The 24799-nt window shown below is 73.6% G+C and carries 26 protein-coding genes; 13 read left to right on the forward strand and 13 right to left on the reverse strand.

The features are described 5' to 3' along the window. Positions 1 to 20: 20 nt before the first annotated feature. Positions 21 to 1094 carry a hypothetical protein gene (locus tag AB0H37_RS09305; RefSeq protein WP_329092496.1) on the reverse strand — a complete coding sequence of 358 codons (1074 nt, stop codon included), beginning with the start codon at positions 1092 to 1094 and terminating at the stop codon, positions 21 to 23. A 246-nt stretch (positions 1095 to 1340) separates the two neighbouring features. Beyond that, complete coding sequence (locus AB0H37_RS09310; protein ID WP_360612080.1) at positions 1341 to 2129, reverse strand: SAM-dependent methyltransferase; 789 nt, start codon at positions 2127 to 2129, stop codon at positions 1341 to 1343. A 111-nt stretch (positions 2130 to 2240) separates the two neighbouring features. On the opposite strand from AB0H37_RS09310, the gene AB0H37_RS09315 reads away from it, so the two are divergent. The 4 genes from AB0H37_RS09315 to AB0H37_RS09330 all read left to right on the forward strand — a co-directional run bounded on the left by AB0H37_RS09315 (position 2241) and on the right by AB0H37_RS09330 (position 6051). Beyond that, on the forward strand, positions 2241 to 2768 hold the full coding sequence (locus tag AB0H37_RS09315; protein ID WP_229810451.1) for a MarR family transcriptional regulator: 528 nt from the start codon (positions 2241 to 2243) through the stop codon (positions 2766 to 2768). Positions 2769 to 2770: 2 nt separating this feature from the next. After that, entirely contained in the window at positions 2771 to 4081 is a 1311-nt protein-coding gene (locus AB0H37_RS09320) for an MFS transporter (RefSeq protein ID WP_360612081.1), read from the forward strand. Positions 4082 to 4274: 193 nt separating this feature from the next. Further along, positions 4275 to 4757, forward strand: coding sequence for a cation:proton antiporter regulatory subunit (locus AB0H37_RS09325; protein ID WP_179834155.1), 483 nt, complete (start codon positions 4275 to 4277; stop codon positions 4755 to 4757). Positions 4758 to 4764: 7 nt separating this feature from the next. Then, positions 4765 to 6051, forward strand: a complete 1287-nt coding sequence (locus AB0H37_RS09330; RefSeq protein WP_329092504.1) for a cation:proton antiporter — start codon at positions 4765 to 4767, stop codon at positions 6049 to 6051. A 16-nt stretch (positions 6052 to 6067) separates the two neighbouring features. On the opposite strand, the gene AB0H37_RS09335 is transcribed toward AB0H37_RS09330, so the two are convergent. Beyond that, positions 6068 to 7390 carry a cytochrome P450 gene (locus tag AB0H37_RS09335; RefSeq protein ID WP_360612082.1) on the reverse strand — a complete coding sequence of 441 codons (1323 nt, stop codon included), beginning with the start codon at positions 7388 to 7390 and terminating at the stop codon, positions 6068 to 6070. Between the two features lie 122 nt (positions 7391 to 7512). Here AB0H37_RS09335 and AB0H37_RS09340 point away from each other — a divergent pair, with 122 nt between their 5' ends. Both AB0H37_RS09340 and AB0H37_RS09345 read left to right on the forward strand, forming a co-directional pair. Then, positions 7513 to 8166, forward strand: coding sequence for a TetR/AcrR family transcriptional regulator (locus AB0H37_RS09340; RefSeq protein ID WP_360612083.1), 654 nt, complete (start codon positions 7513 to 7515; stop codon positions 8164 to 8166). 204 nt (positions 8167 to 8370) lie between these two features. Beyond that, on the forward strand, positions 8371 to 9267 hold the full coding sequence (locus AB0H37_RS09345) for an RNA polymerase sigma-70 factor (RefSeq protein ID WP_179834150.1): 897 nt from the start codon (positions 8371 to 8373) through the stop codon (positions 9265 to 9267). Between the two features lie 37 nt (positions 9268 to 9304). Here AB0H37_RS09345 and AB0H37_RS09350 read toward each other — a convergent pair whose 3' ends face one another. Continuing rightward, the gene (locus tag AB0H37_RS09350; protein ID WP_329092508.1) at positions 9305 to 9775 is read right to left on the reverse strand and encodes a CBS domain-containing protein; all 471 of its coding nucleotides are present in this window, start codon (positions 9773 to 9775) and stop codon (positions 9305 to 9307) included. Positions 9776 to 9876: 101 nt separating this feature from the next. Continuing rightward, a complete protein-coding gene (locus tag AB0H37_RS09355; protein WP_360612084.1) occupies positions 9877 to 10113 on the reverse strand; it encodes a histidine kinase in 237 nt (78 codons plus the stop codon). 258 nt (positions 10114 to 10371) lie between these two features. Here AB0H37_RS09355 and AB0H37_RS09360 point away from each other — a divergent pair, with 258 nt between their 5' ends. Beyond that, entirely contained in the window at positions 10372 to 11310 is a 939-nt protein-coding gene (locus AB0H37_RS09360; RefSeq protein ID WP_360612085.1) for a universal stress protein, read from the forward strand. 113 nt (positions 11311 to 11423) lie between these two features. On the opposite strand, the gene AB0H37_RS09365 is transcribed toward AB0H37_RS09360, so the two are convergent. The 3 genes from AB0H37_RS09365 to AB0H37_RS09375 form a co-directional block, all read right to left on the reverse strand. Then, positions 11424 to 12053, reverse strand: a complete 630-nt coding sequence (locus AB0H37_RS09365; RefSeq protein WP_360612086.1) for a phosphoribosyltransferase — start codon at positions 12051 to 12053, stop codon at positions 11424 to 11426. A gap of 38 nt (positions 12054 to 12091) precedes the next feature. Further along, positions 12092 to 12343: a DUF1876 domain-containing protein gene (locus AB0H37_RS09370; RefSeq protein WP_360612087.1), complete on the reverse strand. Its 252-nt coding sequence runs from the start codon at positions 12341 to 12343 to the stop codon at positions 12092 to 12094. Between the two features lie 132 nt (positions 12344 to 12475). Beyond that, entirely contained in the window at positions 12476 to 13327 is an 852-nt protein-coding gene (locus AB0H37_RS09375; RefSeq protein ID WP_179834144.1) for a universal stress protein, read from the reverse strand. Between the two features lie 224 nt (positions 13328 to 13551). Here AB0H37_RS09375 and AB0H37_RS09380 point away from each other — a divergent pair, with 224 nt between their 5' ends. The 3 genes from AB0H37_RS09380 to AB0H37_RS09390 all read left to right on the forward strand — a co-directional run bounded on the left by AB0H37_RS09380 (position 13552) and on the right by AB0H37_RS09390 (position 16970). Continuing rightward, positions 13552 to 14679 carry a site-2 protease family protein gene (locus AB0H37_RS09380; protein ID WP_360612088.1) on the forward strand — a complete coding sequence of 376 codons (1128 nt, stop codon included), beginning with the start codon at positions 13552 to 13554 and terminating at the stop codon, positions 14677 to 14679. A gap of 263 nt (positions 14680 to 14942) precedes the next feature. Next, entirely contained in the window at positions 14943 to 15302 is a 360-nt protein-coding gene (locus AB0H37_RS09385) for an STAS domain-containing protein (protein WP_360612089.1), read from the forward strand. Between the two features lie 210 nt (positions 15303 to 15512). Beyond that, on the forward strand, positions 15513 to 16970 hold the full coding sequence (locus tag AB0H37_RS09390; protein WP_360612090.1) for an MFS transporter: 1458 nt from the start codon (positions 15513 to 15515) through the stop codon (positions 16968 to 16970). A 75-nt stretch (positions 16971 to 17045) separates the two neighbouring features. Here the strand turns inward: AB0H37_RS09390 and AB0H37_RS09395 are convergent, their stop codons facing one another. From AB0H37_RS09395 to AB0H37_RS09405, 3 genes are all read right to left on the reverse strand, one after another. Further along, positions 17046 to 17912, reverse strand: coding sequence for a universal stress protein (locus tag AB0H37_RS09395; RefSeq protein ID WP_360612091.1), 867 nt, complete (start codon positions 17910 to 17912; stop codon positions 17046 to 17048). A 273-nt stretch (positions 17913 to 18185) separates the two neighbouring features. Then, positions 18186 to 19034 (reverse strand): universal stress protein, encoded by an 849-nt coding sequence (locus AB0H37_RS09400; protein WP_360612092.1) that lies wholly within the window; start codon positions 19032 to 19034, stop codon positions 18186 to 18188. A 269-nt stretch (positions 19035 to 19303) separates the two neighbouring features. Further along, positions 19304 to 20044 (reverse strand): hypothetical protein, encoded by a 741-nt coding sequence (locus AB0H37_RS09405; RefSeq protein ID WP_360612093.1) that lies wholly within the window; start codon positions 20042 to 20044, stop codon positions 19304 to 19306. 264 nt (positions 20045 to 20308) lie between these two features. Between AB0H37_RS09405 and AB0H37_RS09410 the strand changes: the two genes are divergently transcribed. The 3 genes from AB0H37_RS09410 to AB0H37_RS09420 all read left to right on the forward strand — a co-directional run bounded on the left by AB0H37_RS09410 (position 20309) and on the right by AB0H37_RS09420 (position 22530). Further along, positions 20309 to 20890 carry a hypothetical protein gene (locus tag AB0H37_RS09410; RefSeq protein ID WP_360612094.1) on the forward strand — a complete coding sequence of 194 codons (582 nt, stop codon included), beginning with the start codon at positions 20309 to 20311 and terminating at the stop codon, positions 20888 to 20890. Between the two features lie 250 nt (positions 20891 to 21140). Then, positions 21141 to 22259 (forward strand): class I tRNA ligase family protein, encoded by a 1119-nt coding sequence (locus tag AB0H37_RS09415; protein ID WP_360612095.1) that lies wholly within the window; start codon positions 21141 to 21143, stop codon positions 22257 to 22259. A gap of 100 nt (positions 22260 to 22359) precedes the next feature. Continuing rightward, on the forward strand, positions 22360 to 22530 hold the full coding sequence (locus tag AB0H37_RS09420; RefSeq protein WP_360612096.1) for a hypothetical protein: 171 nt from the start codon (positions 22360 to 22362) through the stop codon (positions 22528 to 22530). 1 nt (position 22531) lies between these two features. On the opposite strand, the gene AB0H37_RS09425 is transcribed toward AB0H37_RS09420, so the two are convergent. Then, entirely contained in the window at positions 22532 to 23983 is a 1452-nt protein-coding gene (locus tag AB0H37_RS09425; protein WP_360612097.1) for a HAMP domain-containing sensor histidine kinase, read from the reverse strand. Continuing rightward, positions 23980 to 24726 (reverse strand): response regulator transcription factor, encoded by a 747-nt coding sequence (locus AB0H37_RS09430; protein WP_329092586.1) that lies wholly within the window; start codon positions 24724 to 24726, stop codon positions 23980 to 23982. Before AB0H37_RS09430 ends, AB0H37_RS09425 begins: the two co-directional genes overlap by 4 nt. Positions 24727 to 24799: the final 73 nt, after the last annotated feature.

The raw sequence follows: 24799 nt of genomic DNA on the forward strand, positions 1-24799 counted from the left end.
GCCGGGGCCTGCCCTTTCGCTCAGCTGCTCTGGGAGCGCACGGCGACCCGGCGGATGAGCTGCACGTCGGTGAGCGGCCCCGTGGACGCGGCGAAGCCGAACTTGACGGTGTTCGGGACGGGCCTGGGAGCGGCGAACCTCAGCACCCGCTTGAAGCCGCCGCCGTCCCGGAAGTCGATGTCGACCGTCGCCACCGGATTCGGTCCGCGCGACACCGCCACGCGGACGACTCGCTTCACCGGCTCCAGCAGCCTTTCGGCCCGGCTCGGCGTGACGTTGGCGGGCATCGTCCTCAGGTCGCCGTGAAGGCGCCCGGGAAGCGACGACCGCCAGGGACCCCTGGTCGTCCTGTTCTTGGTGGTCGCGCCGAGCAGGCAGTATCCGGTGATGCCGTTCCCAGGGCCGCGCGCGGTCACGACGTTGGGGCCGGGGGCGGGCGGACGGAACACCGTCCCGGCCGGGGAACGCCGCTCGCAGCCGTTCCCGCGCCCCTCTCCGTCGCCGAAGTAGTCCCCGAGCACATCGAGTCCGATGCCGAGATACCCGCCGTCGACTCCGGGGATGAACTGCCCGCCGGCCCTGCCGCCCGGCAGTTTCTGGGCGTAACCGAGGCTTCCGCCGAACGCGCCCGGCGTGGTGAGGCTCCGGGCGCCGTCGGTCAGGAAGAACGAGATCCCGTCGGCCGGAGCGCGTGTGGTGTTGCCGTACTGCCATTGCTCGAAGGTGACCTCCAGGCCGTCCCGCGCGGGAATCGGCGCGTCGAACAACGCGGCGCCGGTCTCCTCGAAGTGGGCGTCGGTGAGCTGGAGATATCCGCGCGATGCGGCGTCGCCCGGCGGCACGGGACCGACCGGGTCCCGGCGGCACCCCCGGAGCGGATGGTTCGTGGCCTCCGCCGCGGCGTTCCCCCGAGGCGCGCCCGTCAGGCAGGCCGCCCCGTACCCGACGAAACGCGAATCAGCGGTGGCTCTGGTGAACGATTCCTGGACCAGCACCGATCCCGGACGCCGGTCCGCCGCCGACGCGTGCCCGAATGACGCGACGACCGCGACGACACCGACCGCCGCCGTGATGCAAGCTCCCCGATGCCTCATGCCGTTTGCTCCCCACGGAGATCCGAAGCGATCTTTCTTCCGCGTTCATCTGAACACACGATCACGCCGAGACCTCCGCATTGCCGGTATCGCGGCAATACACGAAGTCATTCTTTACTGAAATGCATGGCATCCCATGAGATGGCCGGGCCTTCGCCACGAAAGCGGCGAACGGCGCACCGTTGAATCGCGCGACGACCATTTCGGCGATGGCCTGCCGAAGCGAAGACCGCAGGAGGCGGCGGCTCAGGGCTTGCGGGCCAGTCCTCCTGAGCAGGACACCTCGGGGACGTCGTCTTGGCCGGGGTCGGGACGCCATCGCGTCACCGGCACGACCCCGGGTTCCAGCAGTTCCAGACCGTCGAAGTAGCCGACGATCTGCTCCTGGGTGCGGGGAATGTAGGGGACGGCTCCGCTGGCGGAGTTGTAGGTCCGGATGGCCTCGGTGTAGGCGGGGTCGCTGTCGGTGCCGTCGTAGACGGCCAGGTAGCTGCCGGACGGCAGTGCCGCCATGAGCCGGCCGACGATCGAACGGGCCTGGTCGTAGTCGCCCACCAGCCCCAGGATGCCCATGAGCATGAGCGCGATGGGCTTGTCGTGGTCGAGGGTGCGGGCGGCTTCGGCGAGGATGGCCTCGGGATCGCGGACGTCGGCCTCGATGTAGTCGGTGGCGCCTTCGGAGGTGCTGGTCAGCAGCTTCCGGGCGTGCGTCAGCACGAGCGGGTCGTTGTCGACGTAGACGATGCGGGAGGCCGGCGCGAGCCGTTGGGCGATCTCGTGGGTGTTGTCCATGGTGGGCAGCCCGGTCCCGATGTCCAGGAACTGGCGGACGCCCGCCTCCCCCGCCAGGTACCGCACCACCCGCCGCAGCATCTGCCGGGACTCCCGGGCCATGGCGACCATCCCGGGGAAGACCGCGAAGATCCCCTCCCCGGCCTGCCGGTCGACGGGGTAGTTGTCGGTGCCGCCCAGCAGGAAGTTCCAGATCCGGGCCGAGTGCGGCACGGTGGTGTCGATCTCGGGTTGTGAGCTCATCGCGGACGGCCCCTGGGTTCTCGGGTTCCTTGCAGGCTCTTCTACCCACCTCCGCCCGGCTGAGCGCCGCCCGGAGGCGGAGGTATGTATGAGTGCTGTTATATTAGCGCTGTGACATCATCGGATCCGACCGCGACGCCGGGGCGGTGGCATGCGCTGCACACCCTGCTGACCGGCCTGGACGCCCAGATCGAATCCCTGTACACCGACCGAGGCATCCGGGGGGTCCGCCCCCGCTTCGCCTACCCCCTGATCCGGCTCGCGCATACCGGCCCGCTGACGATCCGGGAGCTGGCCGCCTCGTTGGACCGCTCCCACTCCGCGATGAGCCAGACGATCGCGGCGATGCGACGCGAGGGGCTGGTCGACTCCGAGCCCGGCACGGACGCCCGCACACGGCGCGTCACCCTGACCGACCGCGGCCGCGCCCTCGTCCCGTTCCTCGAGTCCGAGTGGCGCGCGACCGAGGCGGCGGTCGCCGAACTGGACGACGAGGTGCCCCACGCGCTCAGCGCCGTCGTCACCGAACTGGAGCGCGCGCTCGCCCGCCGGCCGATGAAGGAGCGGATCCTCTCCCACCTCGACGCGGCACCTCCCGGTCCGGCGCCCCCGGCGCCCTCCGCCCCGACCGAGCCGTAGCCGTGGCCTTGCGCGAAGGGCTCATCGACGTCCGTCCGCTGCGCGGGAGCCGGACGTTCCGCGATCTGTGGGTCGGGTCGTCGCTCGCCTCGATCGGCCAGCAGATCGCCGTCGTCGCCGTCCTGCAGCAGGTCTGGGAGCTGACCCGCAGCCCGCTGTGGACCGGGGCCATCGGTCTGGCCACGGGCGTTCCGCTGCTCGTCCTCGGCCTGGTCGGCGGCTCGCTGGCCGACGCCGTCGACCGCAGGAGCCTCGTCCGCGCGGCCACCGGCGGCCAGGCCCTCGCGGCCCTCGCCCTCATGGTCCAGGCCGCCGCCGGAAACCGGTCGGTGACGCTGCTGCTGGCCCTGGTCGCCGCCGAGGCCGGCTGCGCGGCGCTCGGGGCGCCGGCCCGGCGCACCTTCCCCGTCCGGCTGCTGCCCGCCGACCAGGTCGCCGCCGGGCTCGCCCTGCAGAACGTCGCGTTCCAGGCGGCCATGCTGATCGGGCCCGCCGTCGCCGGGCTCGTGCTCGCGCAGTGGCGCTACCCCGCCGCGTACGCGATCCAGGCTCTGGCCACCGCCGCATCGATGATCGCCGTGATCCGGCTGCCCGCGATGCCCGCCCGGCGCGCCGACGACCAGCCGCCGGGACGGGGGCGTCGCGGGCCGCTGCCGGGAGGGTGGCGGATCATCCTCCGGCACCCGATCCTGTGGGGCTCCTTCGGCATCGACCTCGCCGCCACCGTCCTGGCCATGCCCATCGCGCTCTTCCCGATGATCAACGAGATCCGGTTCGGCGGCGATCCCCGGACGCTGGGGCTGTTCCTGTCCGCGATCGCGGTCGGCGGGCTCGGCGCCGGCCTGTTCTCGGGGGCGGTCACCCGCCTCCGCCGCGGCGCCCTGGCCCAGCTCGTCGCGGCCACGGCCTGGGGCCTGGCCCTCGCCGGTTTCGGCCTGGCGGGGCCCCTCTGGCTCGCGCTGTCCTGCCTGGCGGCCGCCGGTGCGGCCGACACCGTGGCAGTGATCACCCGCGGCGCCCTGATCCAGATGGAGACCCCCGACCACTTCCGGGGGCGGGTCTCCTCGGTCGAGCACGTCATCGGCGTCGCCGGCCCCGAGATCGGCAATTTCCGCGGAGGGCTGCTCGCGTCCGTCACCTCCGCGCCGCTGGCCCTCCTGGCGGGCGGCCTGGCGGCCGCGGCCGCGGTCGTCTCCGTCGGCCTCGCCGATCCTCCCCTGCGCCGGCACCGGACGGACGCCCGGCACGGAGACGGGGACGGGGACGGGGACGCGCGACCGTCCACCGTGCCGGGCGACACCGTGTCGGCATGAGCCCGGCCCTGCTCGCGCGGGCCCGTGGGCTGCGCTTCCACCGGCGGGTTTCGCCTAGGGTCATGTCCGGTTGGCCTGAAACATGTCCACAACCTCATGGGCGGCGATCAGGGACGGCCGGACGGCGGCACGCGCGCATGCCGGGGCATGCTTCGGGCGGCCACGGAGATCACGGAGAAAGCGGGAGAGGGTCATGGACGTCGAGCGGACATCGCTGCCGGGCATCGGGTTGCGCCACGTGTTCACCACCGGGCGGGGGCGCCAGATCGGAGTGGTGTCGCACCGCACGGGCCGCCGCGATCTGGTGATCTATGACAAGGACGATCCCGACACCTGCGTGGTGTCGGTGGCGCTGGCGGCCGAGGAGGCCAACGCCGTGGCCGAGCTGCTGGGCACCGGCCGGGTGGTGGAACGGCTGGCCGAGCTGAACCGCCAGGTCGAGGGACTGGTGACCGAGCAGATCCTGCTGACGGCCGCCTCGCCGTACGCGGGACGCAGGCTGGGCGACACCCGGGCCCGCACCCGCTCCGGCGCCTCGATCGTGGCGGTGGTCCGCGACGGCGAGGTCATCGCCAGCCCGCGCCCGGACTTCGAGTTCCGCGCCGAGGACGTCGTGGTGGTGGTCGGCACCGACGAGGGCACCGCCGCCGTCGCGACCATCCTGCACGGCGGGTGAGAGGGCGATGCACGCCGCGACACAACTGATCGAGCTAGGGGCGATCGTCCTGGCGCTGGGCCTGCTGGGCGCGGTGGCGGTCCGCTTCTCCATCTCCCCGATCCCGCTGTACCTGGTGGCCGGGCTGGCCTTCGGTTCGGGCGGCATCCTTCCGTTCGGCGCCAGCGAGGAGTTCGTCTCGCTCGGCGCCGAGGTGGGGGTGATCCTGCTCCTGTTCACCCTCGGGCTGGAGTACACCGCGGGGGAACTGGTCGGAACGCTGCGCACCTCGGCCCCGGCGGGACTGGCCGACCTGGTGCTCAACGCCGCCCCCGGGGTCGCGGTGGCGCTGATCCTCGACTGGGGGACGGTGGCCGCGGTGGCGCTCGGCGGCATCACCTACGTCACCTCGTCCGGGATCACCGCCAAGGTCATGGGGGACCTCGGCTGGCTGGGCAACCGGGAGACCCCGGCGGTGCTGTCGATCCTGGTGTTCGAGGACCTGGCGATGGCCGCCTACCTGCCGATCCTGACCGCGCTGCTGGCCGGGGCCTCGCTGGTCGCCGGGGCGACCACGCTCGGCATCGCCGCCGCCACCATCACCGCGATCCTGTTCGTCGCGCTGCGGCACGGCCGGCTGGTGGAGCGGTTCGTGGCCAGCCCCACCGACGAGGTGCTGCTGCTGAAGGTGCTGGGGCTGACCCTGCTGGTCGCCGGCCTGGCCCAGCAGCTGCAGGTGTCGGCGGCGGTCGGGGCGTTCCTGGTCGGCATCGCCCTGTCGGGACCTCTGGCCCACACCGCCCGCGACCTGCTGGCTCCGCTGCGGGACCTGTTCGCCGCGGTGTTCTTCGTGTTCTTCGGCCTGCACACCGACCCCGGCCAGCTGCCCCCCGTGCTGGGTGTGGCCGCGCTCCTCGCCGTGGCCGGGATCGCCACCAAGCTCGCCTCGGGCTGGCTGGCCGCCCGCCGCGCGGGCGTGGCCGCCCGCGGGCGCCTGCGCGCCGGAGCGGCGCTGGTCCCGCGCGGAGAGTTCAACATCGTCATCGCCGGGCTGGCCGTGTCCGACGGCATCAACCCCCGGCTCGGGCCGCTGGCCGCCGCCTACGTGCTGATGCTGGCCATCGCCGGGCCGCTGATCGCCCGTGGCGTCGAACCCTTCATCCGCTGGCGCGGCATCCGGCCGTCCCGCGCCCGGCCGGGCGGCGCACGCCGGAAGCAGGACGTCCCCCCGCCCGACGACGGCGCCGACGACCTGGACGACGGGCAGGGGGACGTGGAGACCGAGGTCCGGCCACCGGTGCCCGGCCAGCACTGAACCGCGAACCGGCGTTTCAGCCCGGGGGCCGCGGAGGGGTGAAGGTGCACGGCAGGCGCTTGTAGCCGTTGATGAAGCCGGACATGAGCCGGTCGGGCTCCCCCGCGGCGATATCGGGCAGGCGGGTGAACAGCTCGCGGAACATCACGGTGATCTCTCGCCGTGCCAGGTTGGCGCCCAGGCAGAAGTGCGGGCCGGGGCCGCCGAACCCGACGTGCGGGTTCGGCGAGCGCGTGATGTCGAAACGGTCGGGGTCGGTGAAGACCGCCTCGTCGCGGTTGGCGGACCAGTAGAACAGCGTCACCCGGTCGCCCTTGCGGAAGGTGTGGCCGTTCATCTCGTGGTCGCGGGTGAGGTTGCGCCGCATGAAGATGACCGGGCTGCTGAAGCGCACGATCTCCTCGACGGCCCCGGCGATGCGTCCGTCGAAGTCGGCCAGCAGCAGTTCGCGCTGGTCGGGGTGCTCGGTGAACAACTTCAGGCCGTGCGCGATCGCGTTGCGCGTGGTCTCGTTCCCGGCCACCACCAGCAGCAGGAAGAACGTGGCGAACTCGCGCGGGGTCAGGCGTTCGCCGTCGACGTTGGCGTTGACCAGCGCCGAGGTCAGGTCGCCGCTGGGGGCGGCCCTGCGCTCCCGTCCGAGCCGGGACGCCAGCCGGTGCAGCCGCCACCCCGCCGACGCCACCGTGCCCAGCATGCGCAGCGTGCCGAGCCGGCCCAGCTTCGGGATGCCGTCCCTGTACTCGACGGTGGCGCCCACGTACTCGGGGTCGCTGTAGCCGACGATGATGTTGGTCAGCTCCACCACCCGCCGGTGGTGCCGGGCGGGGATGCCGAGCATGTCGCAGATGACCTCGACCGGCAGCCGCGCCGCCGCCCCGGACACGAAGTCGCCGCCGCCGGCCTCGACCAGCTCGTCCACGATCCGGGCGGCCCGCCGCGCGATGTCGTCCTCGGCCTTGGCGAGCATCTTGGGGCTGAACGCCCGGGAGACGATCCGGCGGATCTTGGCGTGCCGCGGGTCGTCCATGTCGATCATCGAGTTGAAGTAGCCGTCCATCCAGCGCGGCATGTCGGCCGGGCTGGTGGCGCTGGGCTCGCTGCTGAACACCTCCGGGTGGCGGCTGGCCTCCGTCACGTCGGCGTGGTGGACCAGCGCCCAGGACCCCGGGCTCTGCCCCAGGAAGGGGAGCTTCGGCAGGGTGAAGAACACCCGCCCCGGCTGGGCGCGCAGGAGCGCGAACGCCCGGGCCCGCTCTTCCAGCGGCCGGGTCCAGAACCGCAGATCGCTCAGGTCGATGTCCGCCAGCGTCGGCTGCGGGGGGATCTCCGTGGCCACCGGGCCTCACGCTCCCGTCTCGTCGTGACCGAAGTTCTGGTGAGGCAACACACCAGAAATATCTGGTGTGTACCGTCTCCAGATTCACGGAGGAAGTCAAGGGATGCGGCAGAATCGGGGCTGTGACGTCCCAGCCCCCTCGCGCGCGCCCCTACGGCGGCGTGCCCGCCGACCAGCGCCGGGCCCGCCGCCGGGCCGCGCTGCTGGCGGCCGGGCTGGAGCTGCTGGGCACCCAGGGGTGGGCCGCCACGACCGTCCGGAAGGTGTGCGCCGAGGCCGGGCTCAACGACCGCTACTTCTACGAGAGCTTCCCGGACCGCGACGCCCTGCTCCTGGCGATCGTCGACGAGCAGGTCGCCCTGGGCACCGACGTGATCCTGTCCGCCGCCCGCCGGGCGCCCCGCCACCCGCAGGCCCGCACCCGCGCCGTGGTGACCGCCGTGTTCGGCTTCCTGACCACGGACCCGCGCCGGGCCCACATCCTCACCCACGCCTTCCCCTCCTCCCCCCTGCTCCAGCGGCGGCGGATCGAGATCATCCGGACCATGGCCGCGATCTTCGCCGCCCAGACCCACGAGACCCTCGACCAGGTCCCGCTCCCCGACGTCGACGTGGAACTGACCGGCCTGACCCTCACGGCCGGCCTCTGGGAGCTGTTCACCACCTGGTTCCGCGGAGAGCTGGACGTCGACCGCGACCACCTGATCGACTACACCGTCGCGCTCGTGCTGAGCACCGTCGAGCTGGCCGCGCCCCTCCACCACCACCTCCGCTGACCCGGAACGGCGCGGTTGTGACGGACCGCACTCGCGCCGGTGTTACGAACAGGCCGCCTGCGGTGTCCTGTGGACGACCCATCCTGACGGAGGAGGCGGACATGAAGGTGATCGTGGCAGGCGCGGGATACGCCGGGTCGCTCGACGGCGGCGAGGTGACCGGCCGCCGGCCCGGGCGCCGAGCGCACAGGAAAGGATGAAGCCATGAGCGACCACCCCGCGGACCCGGCGACCGAGGCTTTCGTCGCCCACCGCAACCTGCTCTTCACCGTGGCCTACGAGATGCTCGGATCCGCGGCCGACGCCGAGGACGTCCTCCAGGAGACCTGGCTGCGGTGGGTCAAGGTCGACCTTGAGCAGGTGCGCGACCGGCGCGCCTACCTGGTCCGGATCACGACCCGGCAGGCGCTCAACCGGTTGCGCACGATGACGCGCCGCAAGGAGGCCTACGTCGGCCCCTGGCTGCCCGAGCCGCTGCTCACCTCGCCGGACGTGGCGGAGGACGTCGAACTCGCCGAGAGCATGTCGATGGCGCTGATGCTCGTCCTGGAAACCCTGGCGCCGACCGAACGCGCCGTCTTCGTGCTGCGCGAGGTCTTCGACGTCGGCTACGAGGAGATCGCGGCCGCGGTCGGCAAGAGCCCCGCGGCCGTCCGCCAGATCGCCCACCGCGCCCGACGGCACGTCGACGCCCGCCGTCCCCGTGAGGCGGTGTCGCAGGCCGAGACCCGGGCGGTCCTGGAGTCCTTCCGGCGCGCGCTCGACACCGGGGACCTGCAAGGGTTGCTCGACGTCCTCGCCCCCGACGTCGTGATGGTGGGTGACGGCGGCGGCCTCAAGCAGGCGGCGCTGCGGCCGGTGACCGGCGCCGAGAAGGTGGCCCGCTACATCGTCGGCGGCACCGGCAGGGTGCCGAGCACGGTCACCGTCGAGCAGACCGTGGTCAACGGCAACCCGGCGCTCGTCATGCGGCTGGACGGCGAACTCGACGGCGTGCTGGCGGTCCGCGTCGAGGACGCCCGCATCACCGGCCTCTACTACGTCCGCAATCCCGAGAAGCTGACCCGCGTCGAATCCGAGACCTCGCTGACCCTGCGATGAACACCGGCGGCGAGCCGCAGGCAGGGGCTCCGGCGGCTCAGGCCGGCGGCGGGTCGGGGAGCAGGCGGTCGAGGAGGTGCGCGACGGTGATGACGCCGATCATCGGCGCGTCGGTGCGGTCGGCCTCGCCGCTGACCGCGACGACGGGGCTGCGGTCGGCCGCCATGACGCTGGCGATCTCCATGACGGTGGCGTCGGCGTCGACGACGGGCAGCGCCCGCCGCCCCTCGACGAGCAGATCGGCGACGCGCTTCTCGCCGAGCTTGGCGCACAGCATGTCGGCGTGGCGCTCGTCGTAGACCCGGGCCAGGGCGGGGTCGTCCCGGACGTGCGGCGGGATGATGGACCGCAGCAGCTGCGAACCCGGGATCACCGCGACGGGCCTGCGGCCGGGGTCGACGACGATCAGCCCGGCGAGCCGGTGCTCGGCCACCAGCCGGGCCGCGTCCAGCGCGCTGCTGTCCGGCGTGACGGTCGGGTACTCGACGGCGAGGTCTCGTGCGCGCACGAGACCAACGTAGCCGTCATCGCCTCGATCCGGCCGGGGGGCCGGGGGCGAGCGGCGGAGACGCGGGGGTCAGCGTCGCCGGCCGGCGCCTCAGGACGGGCTCAGCGGTCGGGGACGTCCGGATCCTGGGGGGCGGTGCGGAGGTCGAAGACGACACGGCGCAGATCGTCGATGACGTCGTCCAGGCCGGTCAGAGCCGCCCGGACGCGCTGGGTGGTCCAGGGGTCCTGGATGCGGGCCAGGGCGCCGTTCAGTTCGAGGCCGATGCCGAACAACCGGCGGGTGATCTGGTCGGCCAGGTCTTGCGCGATCCGCTGCGCGTCACGCGATCCGCACAATCGCCCGGGCGCAGGTGACGGATAGGTCATCCCTCTGCCCTCTGCACGGGGAGCGAACGATACACGCAGGATCATTCCCCGAGCCATGCCCCGGACCACGCCCGCGAAGTATGAGTTTGTGGACCTTTTGCCAACTCTGTCTGCATTTGTGAGTTCCGATGGAGTGCCGAAGGTCCCTCGAACCCGGGACAGCGGCCCCTGCCCGCGCCTCCGCGTCCCGGGAAAGGCTGGACACACCGACAGGGGGAGGGATCGGCCATGAACGATCATGAAAGGACGGGCACCGTCCTGGTCGGGTACGACGGGTCGCCCGTCGCGGACGAGGCGATCCGCTGGGGAGTGCGGGAGGCTCTGTTCCGCCGCCTGCCCCTCACGGTCTGCCATGCCTGGCACTGGCCCTACCCGCTGCGCCAGCCGGACAAGGACACGCTGGAGGTCCTGCGCGGCGCGGGCGCGATCGTGGCAGACGAGGGCGTCCGCAAAGCCCACGGCCTCGCCGAGAGCCTGGACGTCCGCTGGCGTCTGGAGCGGGGGTGGGCCTCGGCCGTGCTGCTGGAGGCGTCGCGCGAGGCCGCCCTGGTCGTGCTCGGCTCGCGGGGGCACGGCGGGTTCGAGGGACTGACGGTCGGCTCCACCGCGGTCCAGGTGGCGTCCCATGCCGACCGCCCGGTCGTCGTCGTCCGGCCGGACCTGCCGCCCGCCCCGCAGGGCCGCGAGCGGCTGGTGGTGGGCGTGGACGGCTCGACGGGCGGCGAGTCGGCCATCGGCTTCGCCTTCGAGGAGGCCGCGCTGCGCGGCGCGTCGGTGACGGCCGTGTGCAGCTGGTGGGACCCGGCCGCGTTCCGCGGGCCGGACCGCGTCCCCTTCAGCGATCCCCAGGTGATCAGGCGCGAGGCGAGGGCGCGGTTCGAGGAGGACGTCGCGGCCTGGCGGAGCCGGTACCCGCGGGTGCCGCTCGAGACCGAGTTCGTGGTCGACACGCCGCGGCAGGCCCTGGTCGGCGCCGCCCGCGACGCGGCGCTGCTCGTGATGGGCGTGCGCGGAATCGGCTCGGGACCCCAGACGCTCCTGGGCCCGGTGACCCAGGCCGCGCTGCTGGAGGCGCCCTGTCCGGTGGCGGTCGTGCCCGCCGAGCGAGCCGGGCGGCGGAGGGCCGCGGAAACCGCGGGGGCCTCGGCGCGCGGCGGGACGGGCTGAGGAACGGCAGGCGTCCGTCCGGCCGACTGGTGGGGATGGTCTCGATGCGCGACCCGCTCGCGCCGGAGACCTGGGCGGCCTGAGGTCCGCGAGACCCGCCGGGCGTGCGCGCGTCATACGGGCTGGGTGAGCAGCCGGCCGGCCCCGGCCTCGGTTACCGGCGCGAAGTCCAGGTAGAAGTCGCTCGCGGTGACGAAGAACACCGGCGAGAGCGGGCACACCACCTCGTCGGCGACGGTCCGCAGATGGTCGACGGTGGCGGGCGACGCCGCGGGCACGGCGAAGACGACCCGCCCGGCGCCCTGGGCCCGGGCCTCCCGGCACGCGACCTCGGCGGCGAAACGGCAGGCCGCGCCGTCGTCGACGACGATGACGTCGCGGCCGGCCGGCGGGAGCCCCGGACGCCTCCCGCGCAGCCGGAGCCCGAGCGCCCGCGCCTCGACGCGGGCGTCCCGCTCCAGCTCCCCGATCTGCGCCTCCCCGGCCCCCGCCCGCCGGACGGCCTCCTCGTCCAGGACGCGCGCCGGGCCCTCCGCGACCGCGCCCACCAGGACGCCGGGAGGTCCCGGGACGACGAGCTCGCGCACGACGAGCACGTCCAGCGCGCAGCCGAGCGGCGCGGCGGTCTCGGCCGCCACCGGGACACCGCCCCCGTGCAGGCCCAGGATCCGGACGTCCGCGCCCGTGTACCGCCGCAGACAGGTGACGAGCTGCCGTCCCGCGTCCTGCCGATCGGAGTACATCACCCCACCTCGCTCGCCGATCGTTCACTCACCGGCATTCACGAAGGTCCCGCGAACTGGGCGATGTCCTTGCTCGCGACCCCCTGGAGCCGGTCGGCCAGATCGGCCAGCGCCCGGCTCACGGCGAGCTCGTCGCCGATCTCCGGAACCTCGCGGTCGACCGGGTTCCGGCGCGCGTGCCCGCGCCCTGTGGACTTCCTCTCGCCTCCGCTGAACAGGATCGCCTGCGCGACGGTGTCGATGCCGTCCTCGGTGATGTAGAGCTCGACGCTCCACTCCTTGGCCTTCATGACGAATCTCCTTCGCTCGGCCGTTCACCCTCCATCGTCGGAAGGCGGCCGGAGCCGCCCTAGGGGCGGAAGTCCCGAATTCAATGATCAGACTGTCCGAAGCGTGTCCGCGGACGCCCCCTCGCCGGCGCTCTATCGGGGCCCGCCGACGACGGCCACCGGGCACTCGGCGTGGTGGATCACCCCGTGGCCGATGGAGCCGAGCCGGAACAGGCCCCAGCGGTGGTGGTGCGCGCCGACGACGACCAGGTCCGCCGTCCGCGACGCCCTGGTCAGTTCGGACACCGGGTGCCCGACGAGGACGTCGTTGGCCACACCGACCAGCGGATACCTCTCGCGGAGCGGAGCGTAGGCCTCGATGACCCGCGCCCGACGCTCGTCGTTCAGTCGCTCCTCGTCGAGGGCGTATCCGGGTTCGTCCATGCCCGCGCAGAGCTGCCATGCGTGCACGACGCGCAGCCGCGCCCCGCGGGCGGCGGCCGCGTCGAAGGCGTACCTGAGCGCCTCCCCCGGCTCCTCGGCGACGTCGTAGCCCACGACGACCTCACCGCGGCCGGCGGCGCCGTCACGCACGATCACCAGCGGGACGGCGGCCCGCCCCGCCATGCGCAGGGCGACCGAGCCGAGCAGGAGCCCGGCGAAGCCGCCGTGCCCGCGGTGCCCGAGCACCAGCTCGAACGCCTTCTCCGCCTCGTCGCGCAGCGCGTCCGGCGTCGCGTCGACGACCAGCGCGGTCGTCACCCGCAGCTCCGGCCGGCGCTCCAGGACACGGCTCTCGGCCTCCAGCAGGACGGCCTGCCCGGCCGGTGAGGTGCGTTCGCCCGCGTCCGGCGGGACGAACCGGTGGACCTGGTACGGCCAGATCTCCGCCGCGTGGACGATGTGCAGCGGCCGGTGCCGCAGCGCCGCCTCGCCCGCCGCCCAGTCGACGGCCCGGTCCGCGGCGGCGGACCCGTCGGTCCCCACGACGATCGGTGCGGACATGGCTCCTCCGAAGATCACGCGTCCTCTCACGGCCTGCTTCCAGCCTTCGCGGGCGGTCCGGCACGAGCCAGGGACCAAAGGTCCGCCGCGGCGGGGACCTTCGCCGCCGGAGAGGGGCGCCGGTAGCCGCTCTTTGGGCCCAAAGGCCCATGGGGAGGGGAAATTCGCCTCTGCCCCCGGACGGACCCTCGCGCGAGCCTGGTGGCATCGGCAGGAGGCTCGCGATGAAGCAGACGTTCAGGCTCGGCACCTTCCGGGGGATCCCCGTCGGAATGCACTGGTCCGTTCTGGTGATCATGTTCTTGATCGCCGAGATCCTCGCGCGCTCGGTGCTGCCCACCGCCGACCCGGCGGCGCGCTGGACGGCGGCCGTGCTGGTCGCCGTGCTGTTCATGGGCTCGCTGGCCGCGCACGAGTTCGCGCACGCGCTGGTCGCCCGCCGCCACGGCGTGCGGGTCGGCTCGATCACGCTGTGGGCGCTGGGCGGCCTCGCGGAACTGGACGGCGAACCCTCCACCGCCCGCGCCGATCTCCAGATCGCCGGGGTCGGCCCGCTGGCCAGCGCGGCGGCCGGGGCGGCGTTCGCCGGGGCCTGGGCGGCCGGGCACGCGCTCGGCGCCCCCGTCATCGTCACCGCCTCGCTGAGCTGGCTGGCGGCGACCAACATCCTGATCGCGGTGTTCAACCTGCTCCCGGGAGCGCCGCTGGACGGCGGGCGCATCCTGCGCGCACTGCTGTGGGGCCGCCGCGGCGATCGCGCGAGCGCGACGCGCAGCGCACAGCGCGCCGGGATGGTGCTCGGCCAGGCCATGATCGGCGCCGGTCTGCTGGTGCTGCTGCTGTCGAGCTGGTTCAACGGACTGTGGCTGGCCGTGGTCGGCTGGTTCATCGCCGGCTCGGCGCGGGCGGAGGCGCGCTGGACGGACCTCCGCGAGGCCGCGAAGGGCCTCCGGGTCGCCGATGTCATGACGCGCGACCCCGACCACGGCTGGGCCTGGCAGCCCGCGTCCGCGTTCGTCCAGGACGTGGCGGCGCGGTCCCGCCAGACGGTGTTCCCGGTCGTGAGCGTGTCCGGTGACCCCGTCGGCGCCGTCACGGTGGACCGGCTGGCCCGCGTCCCGAAGCAGGAGACCGGCGTCACTCTCGGCGATCTGAGCGTTCCGCTCGGATCCGACCGGATCGTCGGCCCCGAGCAGCCCGTGGACGACCTGCTCCAGATGGCCCCCGTCGCGGGCGGCCTCGTCGCGGCCGTCGCCGCGGACCACCACCTGCTCGGCATCGTCACCACCGACGACCTCCAGCGGATGATGCGCCAGACCGGGCTCCGCCGCGGCAGCCCGGCCCCCGCCTGAGACTCGGGCCTCCGCCCGGACACGGCGATCCCGTCGGCGGCACGCGCCGCCGACGGGATCGGCCGGTATCAGTGGGCGGGAACGACGGCGACCGGGCACCGCGCGTGGTGGATGACCCCGTGGCAGGTCGGGCGCGGCGTTCTTCGAGCGGAGCCGTCCGGGCCCGCCGGACCTTGGCGGGGCGTCGCAGGACCTAGGTCCCTGGCGGCGGGCCGCCCGAGAAAGGAGCCTTAGGGCATTCGGGAAAGGCCCAGGGGGAAGGCATGAGCACGCAGGGGATCCGGTTGGAAGCGTTCGGGGAGCTCGTCACGTCGATCGAGGACGATGACGGCGGGACGGCACGCGTGACGGCCCGCGGGGAGCTTGACATCGCCTCGTCCGCCGCGTTCGGGATCGAGCTGGCCAGGCTGATCGGCGAACGGGGGCCCGACGTCGTGGTCGACGTCTCCGGCCTGACCTTCTGCGACGCGCGGGGCCTGGCGGCGCTCGTCGCCGCCGACGGGCTGGCGCGCCGCAGCGGCGGCACCGTCACCCTGACCGGTCCCCGCCCGCAGATGGCGAAGATCCTGCGGCTCACCGACCTCGCCCGCCGGTTCGCGCCGGCCCGCACGTCCGTCCGTTGAAGCGGCCCCGCGCGGGGTCCCCGGACGGGCGAGAGAAACCCGGAACGACCGCCGCAAGTACCCCTACCCCGTACTAGCGGGCGCATCGTCCGCAGAGCGAGCAGCACTTCACAGGCATCGTCACCTTCCTGACGCTTGCGGTTTCGGATATACCCCCCTAGGGTAAGCCGGACTCAGGGATACCCCCTAAGGGTAATTTATGGAGGGGATATGTCCGCTCGTTCCGTGCCGCCCGCCACCCGCCGGTGGTGGGCCCTGGCACTCATCGCGACCGCCCAGTTCATGGTGATCATGGACACCTCGATCATCGGGGTGGCGCTCCCCCGCATCCAGGACGACCTGGGCTTCTCCCAGGAGGACCTGTCCTGGGTGTTCAACGCCTACGTCGTCGCCTTCGGCGGCCTGCTCCTGCTCGGCGGCCGCCTGTCGGATCTGCTCGGGGCCCGCCGGCTGTTCTCGGCCGGCTGGGTGGTCCTGCTCGCCGGCTCCGCGGTGGCCGGTGCCGCTGGCACCGTCCCCGTCGAGCTGACCGGCCGCGCCCTGCAGGGCGTCGGCGCGGCGCTCATCGCGCCCGCCGCGCTCACCCTGCTGATGATGCTGTTCGGCTCCGAACCCCGCGAGCTGACCAAGGCGCTGTCGCTCTACGGCGCCGCGGCTCCCGCCGGGGGCACCGCCGGGGTGTTCCTCGGAGGCGTCATCACCGAGTACGCGGCCTGGCCGTGGGTCTTCTACATCAACGTTCCGATCGCCGTACTCGCGCTGGCCGCCGCGCCGGCGCTGATGCCCGGAGGCGCCGGGAGCGCCCGCGGCTCGGTGGACGTGGTCGGCGCGCTCACCGTGACCGCCGGGCTCGGCGCCGTCGTCTTCGCCGTCGTCCGCGCCCCCGAGGTCGGCTGGGACGCGGTGCCTACCTGGGCCGTACTGACCGGTGGGCTCGTTCTGCTCGGCGCGTTCCTGGCCCTCCAGGCGTCCCGCCGCACCCCGCTGATGCCGCTGTCGATCTTCCGCGCGCCGAACCTGGGCGCCGCGAACATCGCCCAGCTCCTGCTCGGCGGCGCGTGGATCCCGATGTGGTTCTTCCTGAACCTCTACCTGCAGCGGGTCCTCGGCTACAGCGCCTTCCCCTCCGGTGCCGCGCTGGTCCCGATGACCGCGCTGATCATGCTCGGGATGATCGTCCTGGCGCCGCGGGTGCTCGGGCGCATCGGCCCCAAGGCCGCCATCGTCACCGGGCTGCTCGTGCTGGCCGCCGGCATGGGCTGGCTGGCGCTGATCCGCCCGGACGGGAACTACTGGGTGGACGTCCTGCCCGCCTCGCTGGTGGCGGCGCTGGGCATGTCGCTGGCCTTCATCCCCTCCCTGGGCACCGCGCTGTCGGCCGCCCGTCCGGAGGAGGGCGGCCTGGCGTCCGGCATCGTCAACACCAGCTACCAGGTCGGTTCGGCCCTCGGCCTGGCCGCGATGACCGCCATCGCCGCCTCCTTCGGCGCCGACCGGCTCGGCGACCTGCGCGCGCTCACCGACGGCTTCTCGGCGGCGTTCGCCGGCGCGGCACTGGTCGCGCTGGCCGGCGCGGCACTGGCCGCCGCCACCCTGCGGACCCCGCGCCCCGAGCATGCGCCCGCGACCGCGCCGCAGGCGGAGCACGAGAAAGCGCCAGGGCACTGACGGGCACGTCCGGGGGCCGCTGAAGGCGGCCCCCGGAGCCCGTTCGGAGAGACCAGGCAGAGGACGCGCCTTCGCTCAGGTCGCGTGGACGACCGCGACCGGGCAGGGCGCGTGGTGGATCAGGGCGTGGCTGACCGAGCCGAGCAGCAGGCCGCGGAACCCGCCGAGGCCCCGCGATCCGACGACGAGCAGGCGCGCCTCCTCCGCGGCGTTCATCAGGACCTCGCGCGGCGGCCCGATCACGACGTCGAACTCGACCTTCACGTCGGGGTGGAGCTCGCGCGCCGGGATCATCAGCCGGGCCAGCCTGGCCGCGGCGGCGTCCCGCAGCCCGGCCTCGTCCACCAGCGGAGGGACGTCCTTCTCGGGGACCGCCTCCCAGGCGACGACGGCGTGCACGTCCCAGCCGTGCGCGCCGGCCTCGGCGAAGGCCATCGCCAGCGCCTCGCGCGACACCGGCGAACCGTCCACGCCCACGACGACGTGCCCGTGCACCTGCTCCGGCGGCGGGACGAGGTCGCCGCGGACGATCACGACCGGGCAGGGGGCGTGCGCGGCCACCTGCGCGCCGACGGAGCCGAGCACCAGTCCGACGAACCCGCCGAGCCCCCGCGGGCCGAGCACGATCATGTCCGCGCCGTGTCCGGCCTCGATCAGCCGGGCGGCCGCCTGGCCCCGCGCCAGCACCCCCCGCACGCTCAGCTCCGGCGCCGCCTTCCGGACCTGCTCGACCCCGTTGCCGAGGTTCTCCTCGGCAACGGCCCGCAGGTCGACGGCCGGCATGGCGATCGGGCCGCCCCCGACGTAGACGTCCCACACGTGGAGCACGGTCAGGGGCAGGCCCCGGGTCAGGGCCTCGGCGGCGGCCCACTCCAGTGCCTGCACACCGCCCGTGGAGCCGTCGTAGCCAACGACCACACCGGTGATCGGCTCGTCGTTCATGTGCGAACTCCCCTTCAAGGTTCCTGCCTGGTCGGCTCCAGCCTCGCCTGGCGGGGACGTCGCTCAGGAGGGGCGACGGTCCGCAGGAGGCGGGACCTTCGGCCCCTCTTCCGCCGCCGGTCGGCACAAGTCAGCGCGGAGACGAGCAGTCGATTTCCCTCAGCGGCGCGAAACATTTCCCACCGTTTCTCCGCGGTTCTTTCCGCCGCGTCCCGGAGCGATCGAAATAGAGGGAGAACGTAGGGCCGGCCGATGCGGGCAGGCACAGATTCCTCATGCCGGCCGCGTCACCACCGCGATCGGGCAGACCGCGTTGTACAGCAGCCACTGCGCGACCGAGCCGAACGCGGGATGCGCGGCCCCGACCACCAGGAGACGCGCCTCCTGCGCGGCCTCCCGCAGCGCTTCGGGCGGGGGCGCGAGGGGGTTCTCCGGATGTGTCAGGACGTCCGGGTGCCGCTCCTCGATCACCGCCACGGCCCGCTCCACCGGATCGTGGACCGTGGAGCCCCGGAGCGCGGCACCCGGCGACGCCGCGCCCTCGGCGCCCGAGTAGACGATCTTCAGGGGCAGCTGCCGCGACTCCGCCTCGCGGGCGGCGAACGAGAGCGCGCCGTCCGCCGCGGGCGAGCCGTCCACCACGACCACGACCGGCCTCGGCTCCCCGGGCCGGGGCAGCGCGCCGACGCCCCTGACCACGATGACCGGGCAGCGCGCGTGCATGGCGACGTGCGCGGCGACCGAGCCGACCGGCACGCGCGCCAGCCGCCCGAGCCCGCGGGACCCGAGCACGAGGAGCTCGGCGCCGGCCGACAGCTCCGTGAGGCGCTCCGCCGCCGATCCCTCCTCCGACACGGGCCTCACCACGACCCCGGCCGTGCGCTGCCGGGCGCACTCGACGCCGTGGGCCAGCACGTGCTGCGCCGCCTCGTGCAGAGACCGCCGGCCCGCCTCCTCCAGTTCGGGGGCGACTCCCTGGTAGGGCCAGTGCCACGCGTGGCACAGCGCCAACGGCGATCCGCGCAGCTCCGCCTCGTCCAGCGCCCAGTCCAGCGCCTGCATGGCGTGAACCGATCCGTCGAATCCGACGACCACTTCGCGTGCGCCGCCTCGGTCAGACATCGCGAACCTCCGTGCCGGAACCGATGCGCCCGTGAACGTGTTTCCCGGCCAATGGCCGGGAAACGGCGTCCGCACAACGTGAAAGGGGCGGGAGAAGCCCTCCGCCGCTTAGGCAGCGTTTCGAGATGGACGGTGCGTGGTCTCCCACTTCTCCGTCCCTTTCTGCTCGACTTCCCTCGCCCGATTACATTCCACCTCGCCGCGGGCGTCCGGACCAGGGACGAAGGTCCTTCGTTCGCCTCAGGCCCGGGACGTGTGCGGCGAACCGGTCACCGGAGGAGCCGAAGGTCCCCGCGGCGGGCCCGGTCGGCCTCCGCTCCCTCCGCGCCCTCCGTGCCCTCCGCCCCGGCGAACTCGCGGCGGGCGACGCGCCGGCGGAGCTCATGGAACTGCCTGTGCTGCATGATGAAGTGCGCCGGCTCGCCGAGGATCCAGGTGAACAGCCGGTTCGCCATCGAAGGCACCCCGCGGCCGCGCGTCCGGACGATCAGCCGCGTGCACCCGTCGGGCAGCCGGCGGAGGTGGAAGGCCCAGATCCCGTCCGCGTACGCCCGCGGCATCGGTCCGCGCGGGTCGAACGACCTCCCGGACGGCAGTTCCAGGTCGCTCCGCAGCACCAGGGTCCTGCCCGGATCGAGGACCTCGACGCGGAAGTAGCTCGCCCCGCTCGGGACCGTGGGCACGCGGTCGCCCACCGCCAGGTCCTGCCACTCGGGGACGATGCGGTCCGTGCTCGAACGCCCGCCGTTGTCGAACAGGTCCCAGCTGTACCAGCCGGCCCGTCCGCATCCCATCTGCACCAGCCACGGCCAGACCGCCTCCGGCGGCGCGGGCAGCGAGGCCGCCATGGTGGACCGGCTCGTCGCGTTCTCGATCAGCTCGTCGCTCGGATACGACGTGTCCGCTTCCGTGTCGGTGGCCCCCCAGGACAGGAGAGCGGGGCGGAGCGCGGCCGCATAGGCGGCGGTCGCGCCGTAGGCGAGCGCGGTACCGCGCACCCTCATGCTCATCACGTTTCCTCCCCTGTCGATGACCGCTCTGTTCCACGCTGGCGAGCAGCGGCCCGGCTCCGCAGAGTCCTTGGCCACGTCGGCCAGGGACGTTCGTCCTTCTGACCGGGGCGCGCCGACGACCCGACCCCAAAAAAGGGACCTTTGGGTCGCGTGGCGAGGACATCGGTCCGTGGTGCGCGGCCCGTCTCTGGGAAAGGCTGCCGGTATGAGCCGTTCCGGGCGACTTCCGAGGTCGTTCGGTCATCGACCCGGGGAGCAGGCATGAAGGCTCCGGACGCCAGGACACGCGCGGACCGCCTGCGGCGCCGCTGCGGGTTCGACGACAACGCCCTGCGCCGGAAAGTGGATCGGACCCAGTGGCGCGTCGGGCTGCTTCTGCTGCTGCTCTTCCTGGTCGTCACCCCGGTCGCCTGCGCCCACGTCGTCTGGTCCGTCCACGCCGCGGGGGTCCGCGCCGAACGGTACGAGGCCGCGACACGCCACCGGGTCGACGCGACGGTGGTCGGGGCCACGCCACTGCAGTCCGGGCGCGAGGTCACCGTGATCTGGACCGGTGCGGACGGCGCTCCGCACACCGGCCGGTACACCAGCTGGCGCGCGACCGCGGTCGGCGAGCACCGCGTGCTCTGGACGGCCCCCGGCCACAGCCTGGAGGAGGTGGGCCCGCGGAAACACGCGCGGACGGTCGGTGACGACGTGTCTTCCGCCGCGGCGGTCGTGGCGGTGACGGGCCTGCCGTTGCTCACCGTCTACCTCATGGTCCGCTGGGGTTGCGACAAGCGCCGCTACCGGCGGTGGGACGAGGAATGGGCGGACTTCGACCGCCGCTCCCGTTCGGCCTAGCAGACCCGAGACGCCACGCCGGAGGCGCACGATGCAGCGGATGAACACGCTGGACGCGGGGATGTTCTTCGCCGAGAACGACACCCCCTCCAGATCGGGTGACCGCGTTCGAGCGCCCCGCGCCCGGCCCGGTCGGTCAGGATCCCAAGGTCACCGGTCGTCGGGACCTTCGTCCCCCGGCCCGGAAGGGCCCGGCGGGGTAGGACAGAGAGGAGCAACCGGTTCTTCCACCCTGAGGAGCGGCGCTCTCGTGGATCTCAACTCGCCCGGCCGCACGCTGCGGATCGGCGGCCGTCCCCTCCCCGTCGTCGGCCCCGCCCGCATGTACGTCTGCGGGATCACCCCGTACGACGCGACCCACCTCGGCCATGCGCGCACGTTCGTCTGGGCCGACGTCGCCGCGAGGGTCCTGCGGCACGCCGGCGGCGAGGTGCGCGTGTGCCGCAATGTCACCGACGTCGACGACGTGCTGGACCAGGCCGCGCACCGAGCGGGCAGCCCGTACGACAGCTTCGCCGCCGTCCAGCAGTTCTACTTCGAACGCGATCTGGAGGCCCTCGGCGTCCACGCCGTCGACCACCAGCCCCGTGCGCACAACCATGTCGGCGAGGTCGTCGCACTCGCCCAGGGCCTCCTCGCCTCCGGCCACGCGTACATGCGGGACGGCGCGGTCTACTTCCGCGGCGGCGAGGTCCCGGGGCGCGCCCACCTCGACGCCGGCCGGGCACGCGAACTCCTCGCCGAGTACGGCGACGCGCCCGACGACCCCGGCAAGGAGGACCCGTTCGACGTCGCGCTCTGGCGGCCGTCGCGGTCGGGCGAGCCGGCCTGGCCCAGTCCCTGGAGCGCGGGACGGCCCGGCTGGCACGCCGAGTGCTCCGCGATGGCCATGACGACCTTCGGCCCGGCACTGGACCTGCACGCCGGCGGCGTCGACCTGCGGTTCCCCCACCACGCCTACGAGGCCGCCATCGCCGAGGCGCTGACCGGCGTGCGGCCGTTCTCCCGGGCCTGGCTGCACGTCGGGACGGTCTGCCGGGACGGCGCCAAGATGGCCAAGTCCACCGGCAACCTGGTGCTGGTCTCCGATCTGATCCAGGACCACCCGGCCCCGGCCGTCCGGTTCATGCTCCTCGCCGAGCCCTGGGCGCAGGAGTGGGACTACACGCCCGACGCCCTCGAAGGCGCCGCGGCCGCCCTGGACCGCCTCCTCGCCGCGGCGGGCCGCGGCCGCTCCTCCCCCGCGGCGGAGGCCGCCGTGACGCGGGCCCTCCTCGACGACCTCGACGTCGGGACGGCGCTCGACGTGGCGGAGCAGGAAGGCGGCCGGACCGCTCGACTGGTCACGCGGATCCTGGCCCTCGGCTGAGCACGCGGCGGCCCGCGAATGCGTCGCCCGGGCTCTGGCGCACGCGCCGCGCCCCGTCCTGTACGCCAAGGCCGCGCTCAGCGTCCTGCACGACCCCGCCGTGCCCCGCCCCCATCTGGTCTCGTTCCGGGTGGACCTCAATGGCCTTCCGCTCAACGCGCACGCCGCGGCGGCCTCGATGCCGGAGGCGATCAGCTTGGCCGGCACCCGGCTGCGCGCCCGCGTGGCGAGCACGGAGCAGTACAAGGACGCCCGCACGGCGCGGCGGTGATTCAGCGCTGGGGCCCCATCTGCGGGTCTTCGGCCTCCGAGTTCGGAAGGGTCACGCGGAACAGCGTGTGCTCCCCCTCGACGAGTTCGGCGCGGCCGCCGTGGGCGGCGGCCACCGCCTGGACGATGGCCAGTCCGAGTCCCGTGCCGCCCGCGCTGCGGGACCGGCCCTGGTCGGCGCGGACGAACCGCTGGAAGATCTCCTCGCGCAGGCCGGCCGGGACGCCGGGACCGTCGTCCTCCACGTCGAGCCGCACGGCGTCCTCCCGGACCGCGAGCCGCACGGTGACGTGGGTACCCGGGGGCGTGTGGGCGCGCGCGTTGGCGAGCAGGTTGGCGACCAGCTGGTGGAGGCGCCGGGCGTCCCCGGTGACGGTCACCGGTTCCTCCGGGAGCACCAGTTCCCAGCGGTGCCGGGGGCCGGCGGCGCGGGCGTCGGCGGTGGCGTCCAAGATGATGCGGGTCAGGTCCACCGGGCCCGTCTCCAACGGGCGGCCGGTGTCCAGGCGGGCGAGGAGCAGCAGGTCGTCGACGAGTTCTGACATCCGGACCGACTCGGCCTCGATGCGCCCCAGCGCGTGCCGCACCCCCGCCGGAACGGGCTCGGCCGTGCGCAGGGCGAGTTCGGCGTGGCCGCGGATCGCGGCGACGGGGGTGCGCAGCTCGTGGCTCGCGTCGGCGGCGAAGCGGCGGAGCCGCTCCTCGCCGGCATGCCGGCGGGCCAGCGCGTTCTCGACGTGGCCGAGCATCCGGTTCAGCGCGGCGCCGACCTGCCCGACCTCGGTGCCGGGGTCGGTGTCGGGGACGCGCTCGGGCATCGCCACCTCCCCGCTGGCCAGCGGCAGCTCGGTGACCCGGGACGCGGTCGCGGCGACCCGCCGCAACGGGCGCAGGGCCAGTCCGACCCAGGCCGCCGCCGCGATCCCGGCGGCGGCGAGCACGGCCGCGAAGACGATCGCCTCCACCAGGATGACGCGGTGCAGCGTCTCCTCGGCGGGCCGCAGCGGCAGCCCGGTGACCAGGACGTCCCCGTCGTCGCCGCGGACCGCCATCACCCGGTACTCCTCCAGCCCCGACAGGTCGAGCGAGCGCGCCCGGCCATCGGGCGGGAGGGCGGCCAGGGCGCGCCGGTCCGCCGCGTCGAGCGGCACGGGCTCGTCGGAGCTGTCGCGCACGACCGCGGCCTGCGTCACCGTCCGGCCGAACAGCCGCGCGCCGAACGTCCCCGGCGCCTGCCCACGGGTGTCCGGACGGTCGTCGGCGTCATGGCGCCGCTCGTGTTCGAGGCTCGCCGGGAACCGCCCGCCGGACGCGGTCAGCTGCTCGTCCAGCCGCCCCATGAGGAACCGGTCGAGCGCGGTCGCGGTGGCGATGCCCACGGCGAGGCAGCTCAGCGCCAGCAGGACGAGCAGCCCGGCGGTGAGCCGGGCCCGCAGCGTGCGCGGGCCCCTCACGAAGCCCCCGGCCCCGGTTTCAGCACGTACCCGACGCCGCGCACGGTGTGGATCATCGGCGTCCGGCCCGCGTCGATCTTCTTGCGCAGGTAGCTGATGTACAGCTCGACGACGTGGGCCTGGCCACCGAAGTCGTAGGCCCAGACGCGGTCGAGGATCTGGGCCTTGCTGAGGACCCGGCGCGGGTTGCGCAGGAGGAACCGCAGCAGCTCGAACTCGGTGGGCGTCAACTCCACGACCTCGCCGTCGCGGGTCACCTCCCGGGCGTCCTCGTCCATGGCCAGGCCGCCGACGGTGAGCAGCCGGCCGGCGTCGACCTGCCGCGCCATGCCCGCCCGGCGCAGCAGCCCCCGCAGCCGCGCCAGGACCTCCTCCAGGCTGAACGGCTTGGTCACGTAGTCGTCGCCGCCTGCGGTGATGCCGGCGATGCGGTCCTCGACGGCGTCCTTGGCGGTCAGGAACAGCACGCACACGTCGGGCGTGTCGGCGCGCAGCCGCCGCAGCACCTGCAGGCCGTCGATGTCGGGGAGCATCACGTCCAGTACGACGGCGTCGGGGTGGAAGTCGCGCGCGGCGGCGAGCGCGCCCGCGCCGTCGCCCGCCGTCCGCACCGCCCAGCCCTCCGAGGCCAGCACGCGCGACAGCACCTCCGCCAGGTCCGGTTCGTCGTCGACGACGAGGACCCGCACGGGCGTCCCGTCGGCCCGCCGCAGGCCCGCGACCGCGGGTTCGTCCTTTGTCATGGTCCGGCCAGCATCCCTCTCCAACCTCTGCCTTCCCTCTGAAAAGGCTCTGAGAGGCGCCTTCTCCCATGGT

It is taken from the genome of Actinomadura sp. NPDC023710 (assembly GCF_040639875.1).
GTDB classification, from domain to species: Bacteria; Actinomycetota; Actinomycetes; order Streptosporangiales; family Streptosporangiaceae; genus Spirillospora; species Spirillospora citrea.

Excerpts from the sequence above, each read along its gene's own strand:
- AB0H37_RS09330 (WP_329092504.1), top strand. The coding sequence starts at position 4,765 with ATGCACGCCGCGACACAACTGATCGAGCTAGGGGCGATCGTCCTGGCG.
- AB0H37_RS09380 (WP_360612088.1), top strand. The coding sequence starts at position 13,552 with ATGAAGCAGACGTTCAGGCTCGGCACCTTCCGGGGGATCCCCGTCGGA.
- AB0H37_RS09395 (WP_360612091.1), bottom strand. The coding sequence starts at position 17,912 with ATGAACGACGAGCCGATCACCGGTGTGGTCGTTGGCTACGACGGCTCC.
- AB0H37_RS09430 (WP_329092586.1), bottom strand. The coding sequence starts at position 24,726 with ATGACAAAGGACGAACCCGCGGTCGCGGGCCTGCGGCGGGCCGACGGG.
- AB0H37_RS09375 (WP_179834144.1), bottom strand. The coding sequence starts at position 13,327 with ATGTCCGCACCGATCGTCGTGGGGACCGACGGGTCCGCCGCCGCGGAC.
- AB0H37_RS09370 (WP_360612087.1), bottom strand. The coding sequence starts at position 12,343 with ATGAAGGCCAAGGAGTGGAGCGTCGAGCTCTACATCACCGAGGACGGC.
- AB0H37_RS09345 (WP_179834150.1), top strand. The coding sequence starts at position 8,371 with ATGAGCGACCACCCCGCGGACCCGGCGACCGAGGCTTTCGTCGCCCAC.
- AB0H37_RS09400 (WP_360612092.1), bottom strand. The coding sequence starts at position 19,034 with ATGTCTGACCGAGGCGGCGCACGCGAAGTGGTCGTCGGATTCGACGGA.
- AB0H37_RS09405 (WP_360612093.1), bottom strand. The coding sequence starts at position 20,044 with ATGAGCATGAGGGTGCGCGGTACCGCGCTCGCCTACGGCGCGACCGCC.
- AB0H37_RS09325 (WP_179834155.1), top strand. The coding sequence starts at position 4,275 with ATGGACGTCGAGCGGACATCGCTGCCGGGCATCGGGTTGCGCCACGTG.
- AB0H37_RS09360 (WP_360612085.1), top strand. The coding sequence starts at position 10,372 with ATGAACGATCATGAAAGGACGGGCACCGTCCTGGTCGGGTACGACGGG.
- AB0H37_RS09410 (WP_360612094.1), top strand. The coding sequence starts at position 20,309 with ATGAAGGCTCCGGACGCCAGGACACGCGCGGACCGCCTGCGGCGCCGC.
- AB0H37_RS09390 (WP_360612090.1), top strand. The coding sequence starts at position 15,513 with ATGTCCGCTCGTTCCGTGCCGCCCGCCACCCGCCGGTGGTGGGCCCTG.
- AB0H37_RS09365 (WP_360612086.1), bottom strand. The coding sequence starts at position 12,053 with ATGTACTCCGATCGGCAGGACGCGGGACGGCAGCTCGTCACCTGTCTG.
- AB0H37_RS09305 (WP_329092496.1), bottom strand. The coding sequence starts at position 1,094 with ATGAGGCATCGGGGAGCTTGCATCACGGCGGCGGTCGGTGTCGTCGCG.
- AB0H37_RS09310 (WP_360612080.1), bottom strand. The coding sequence starts at position 2,129 with ATGAGCTCACAACCCGAGATCGACACCACCGTGCCGCACTCGGCCCGG.
- AB0H37_RS09385 (WP_360612089.1), top strand. The coding sequence starts at position 14,943 with ATGAGCACGCAGGGGATCCGGTTGGAAGCGTTCGGGGAGCTCGTCACG.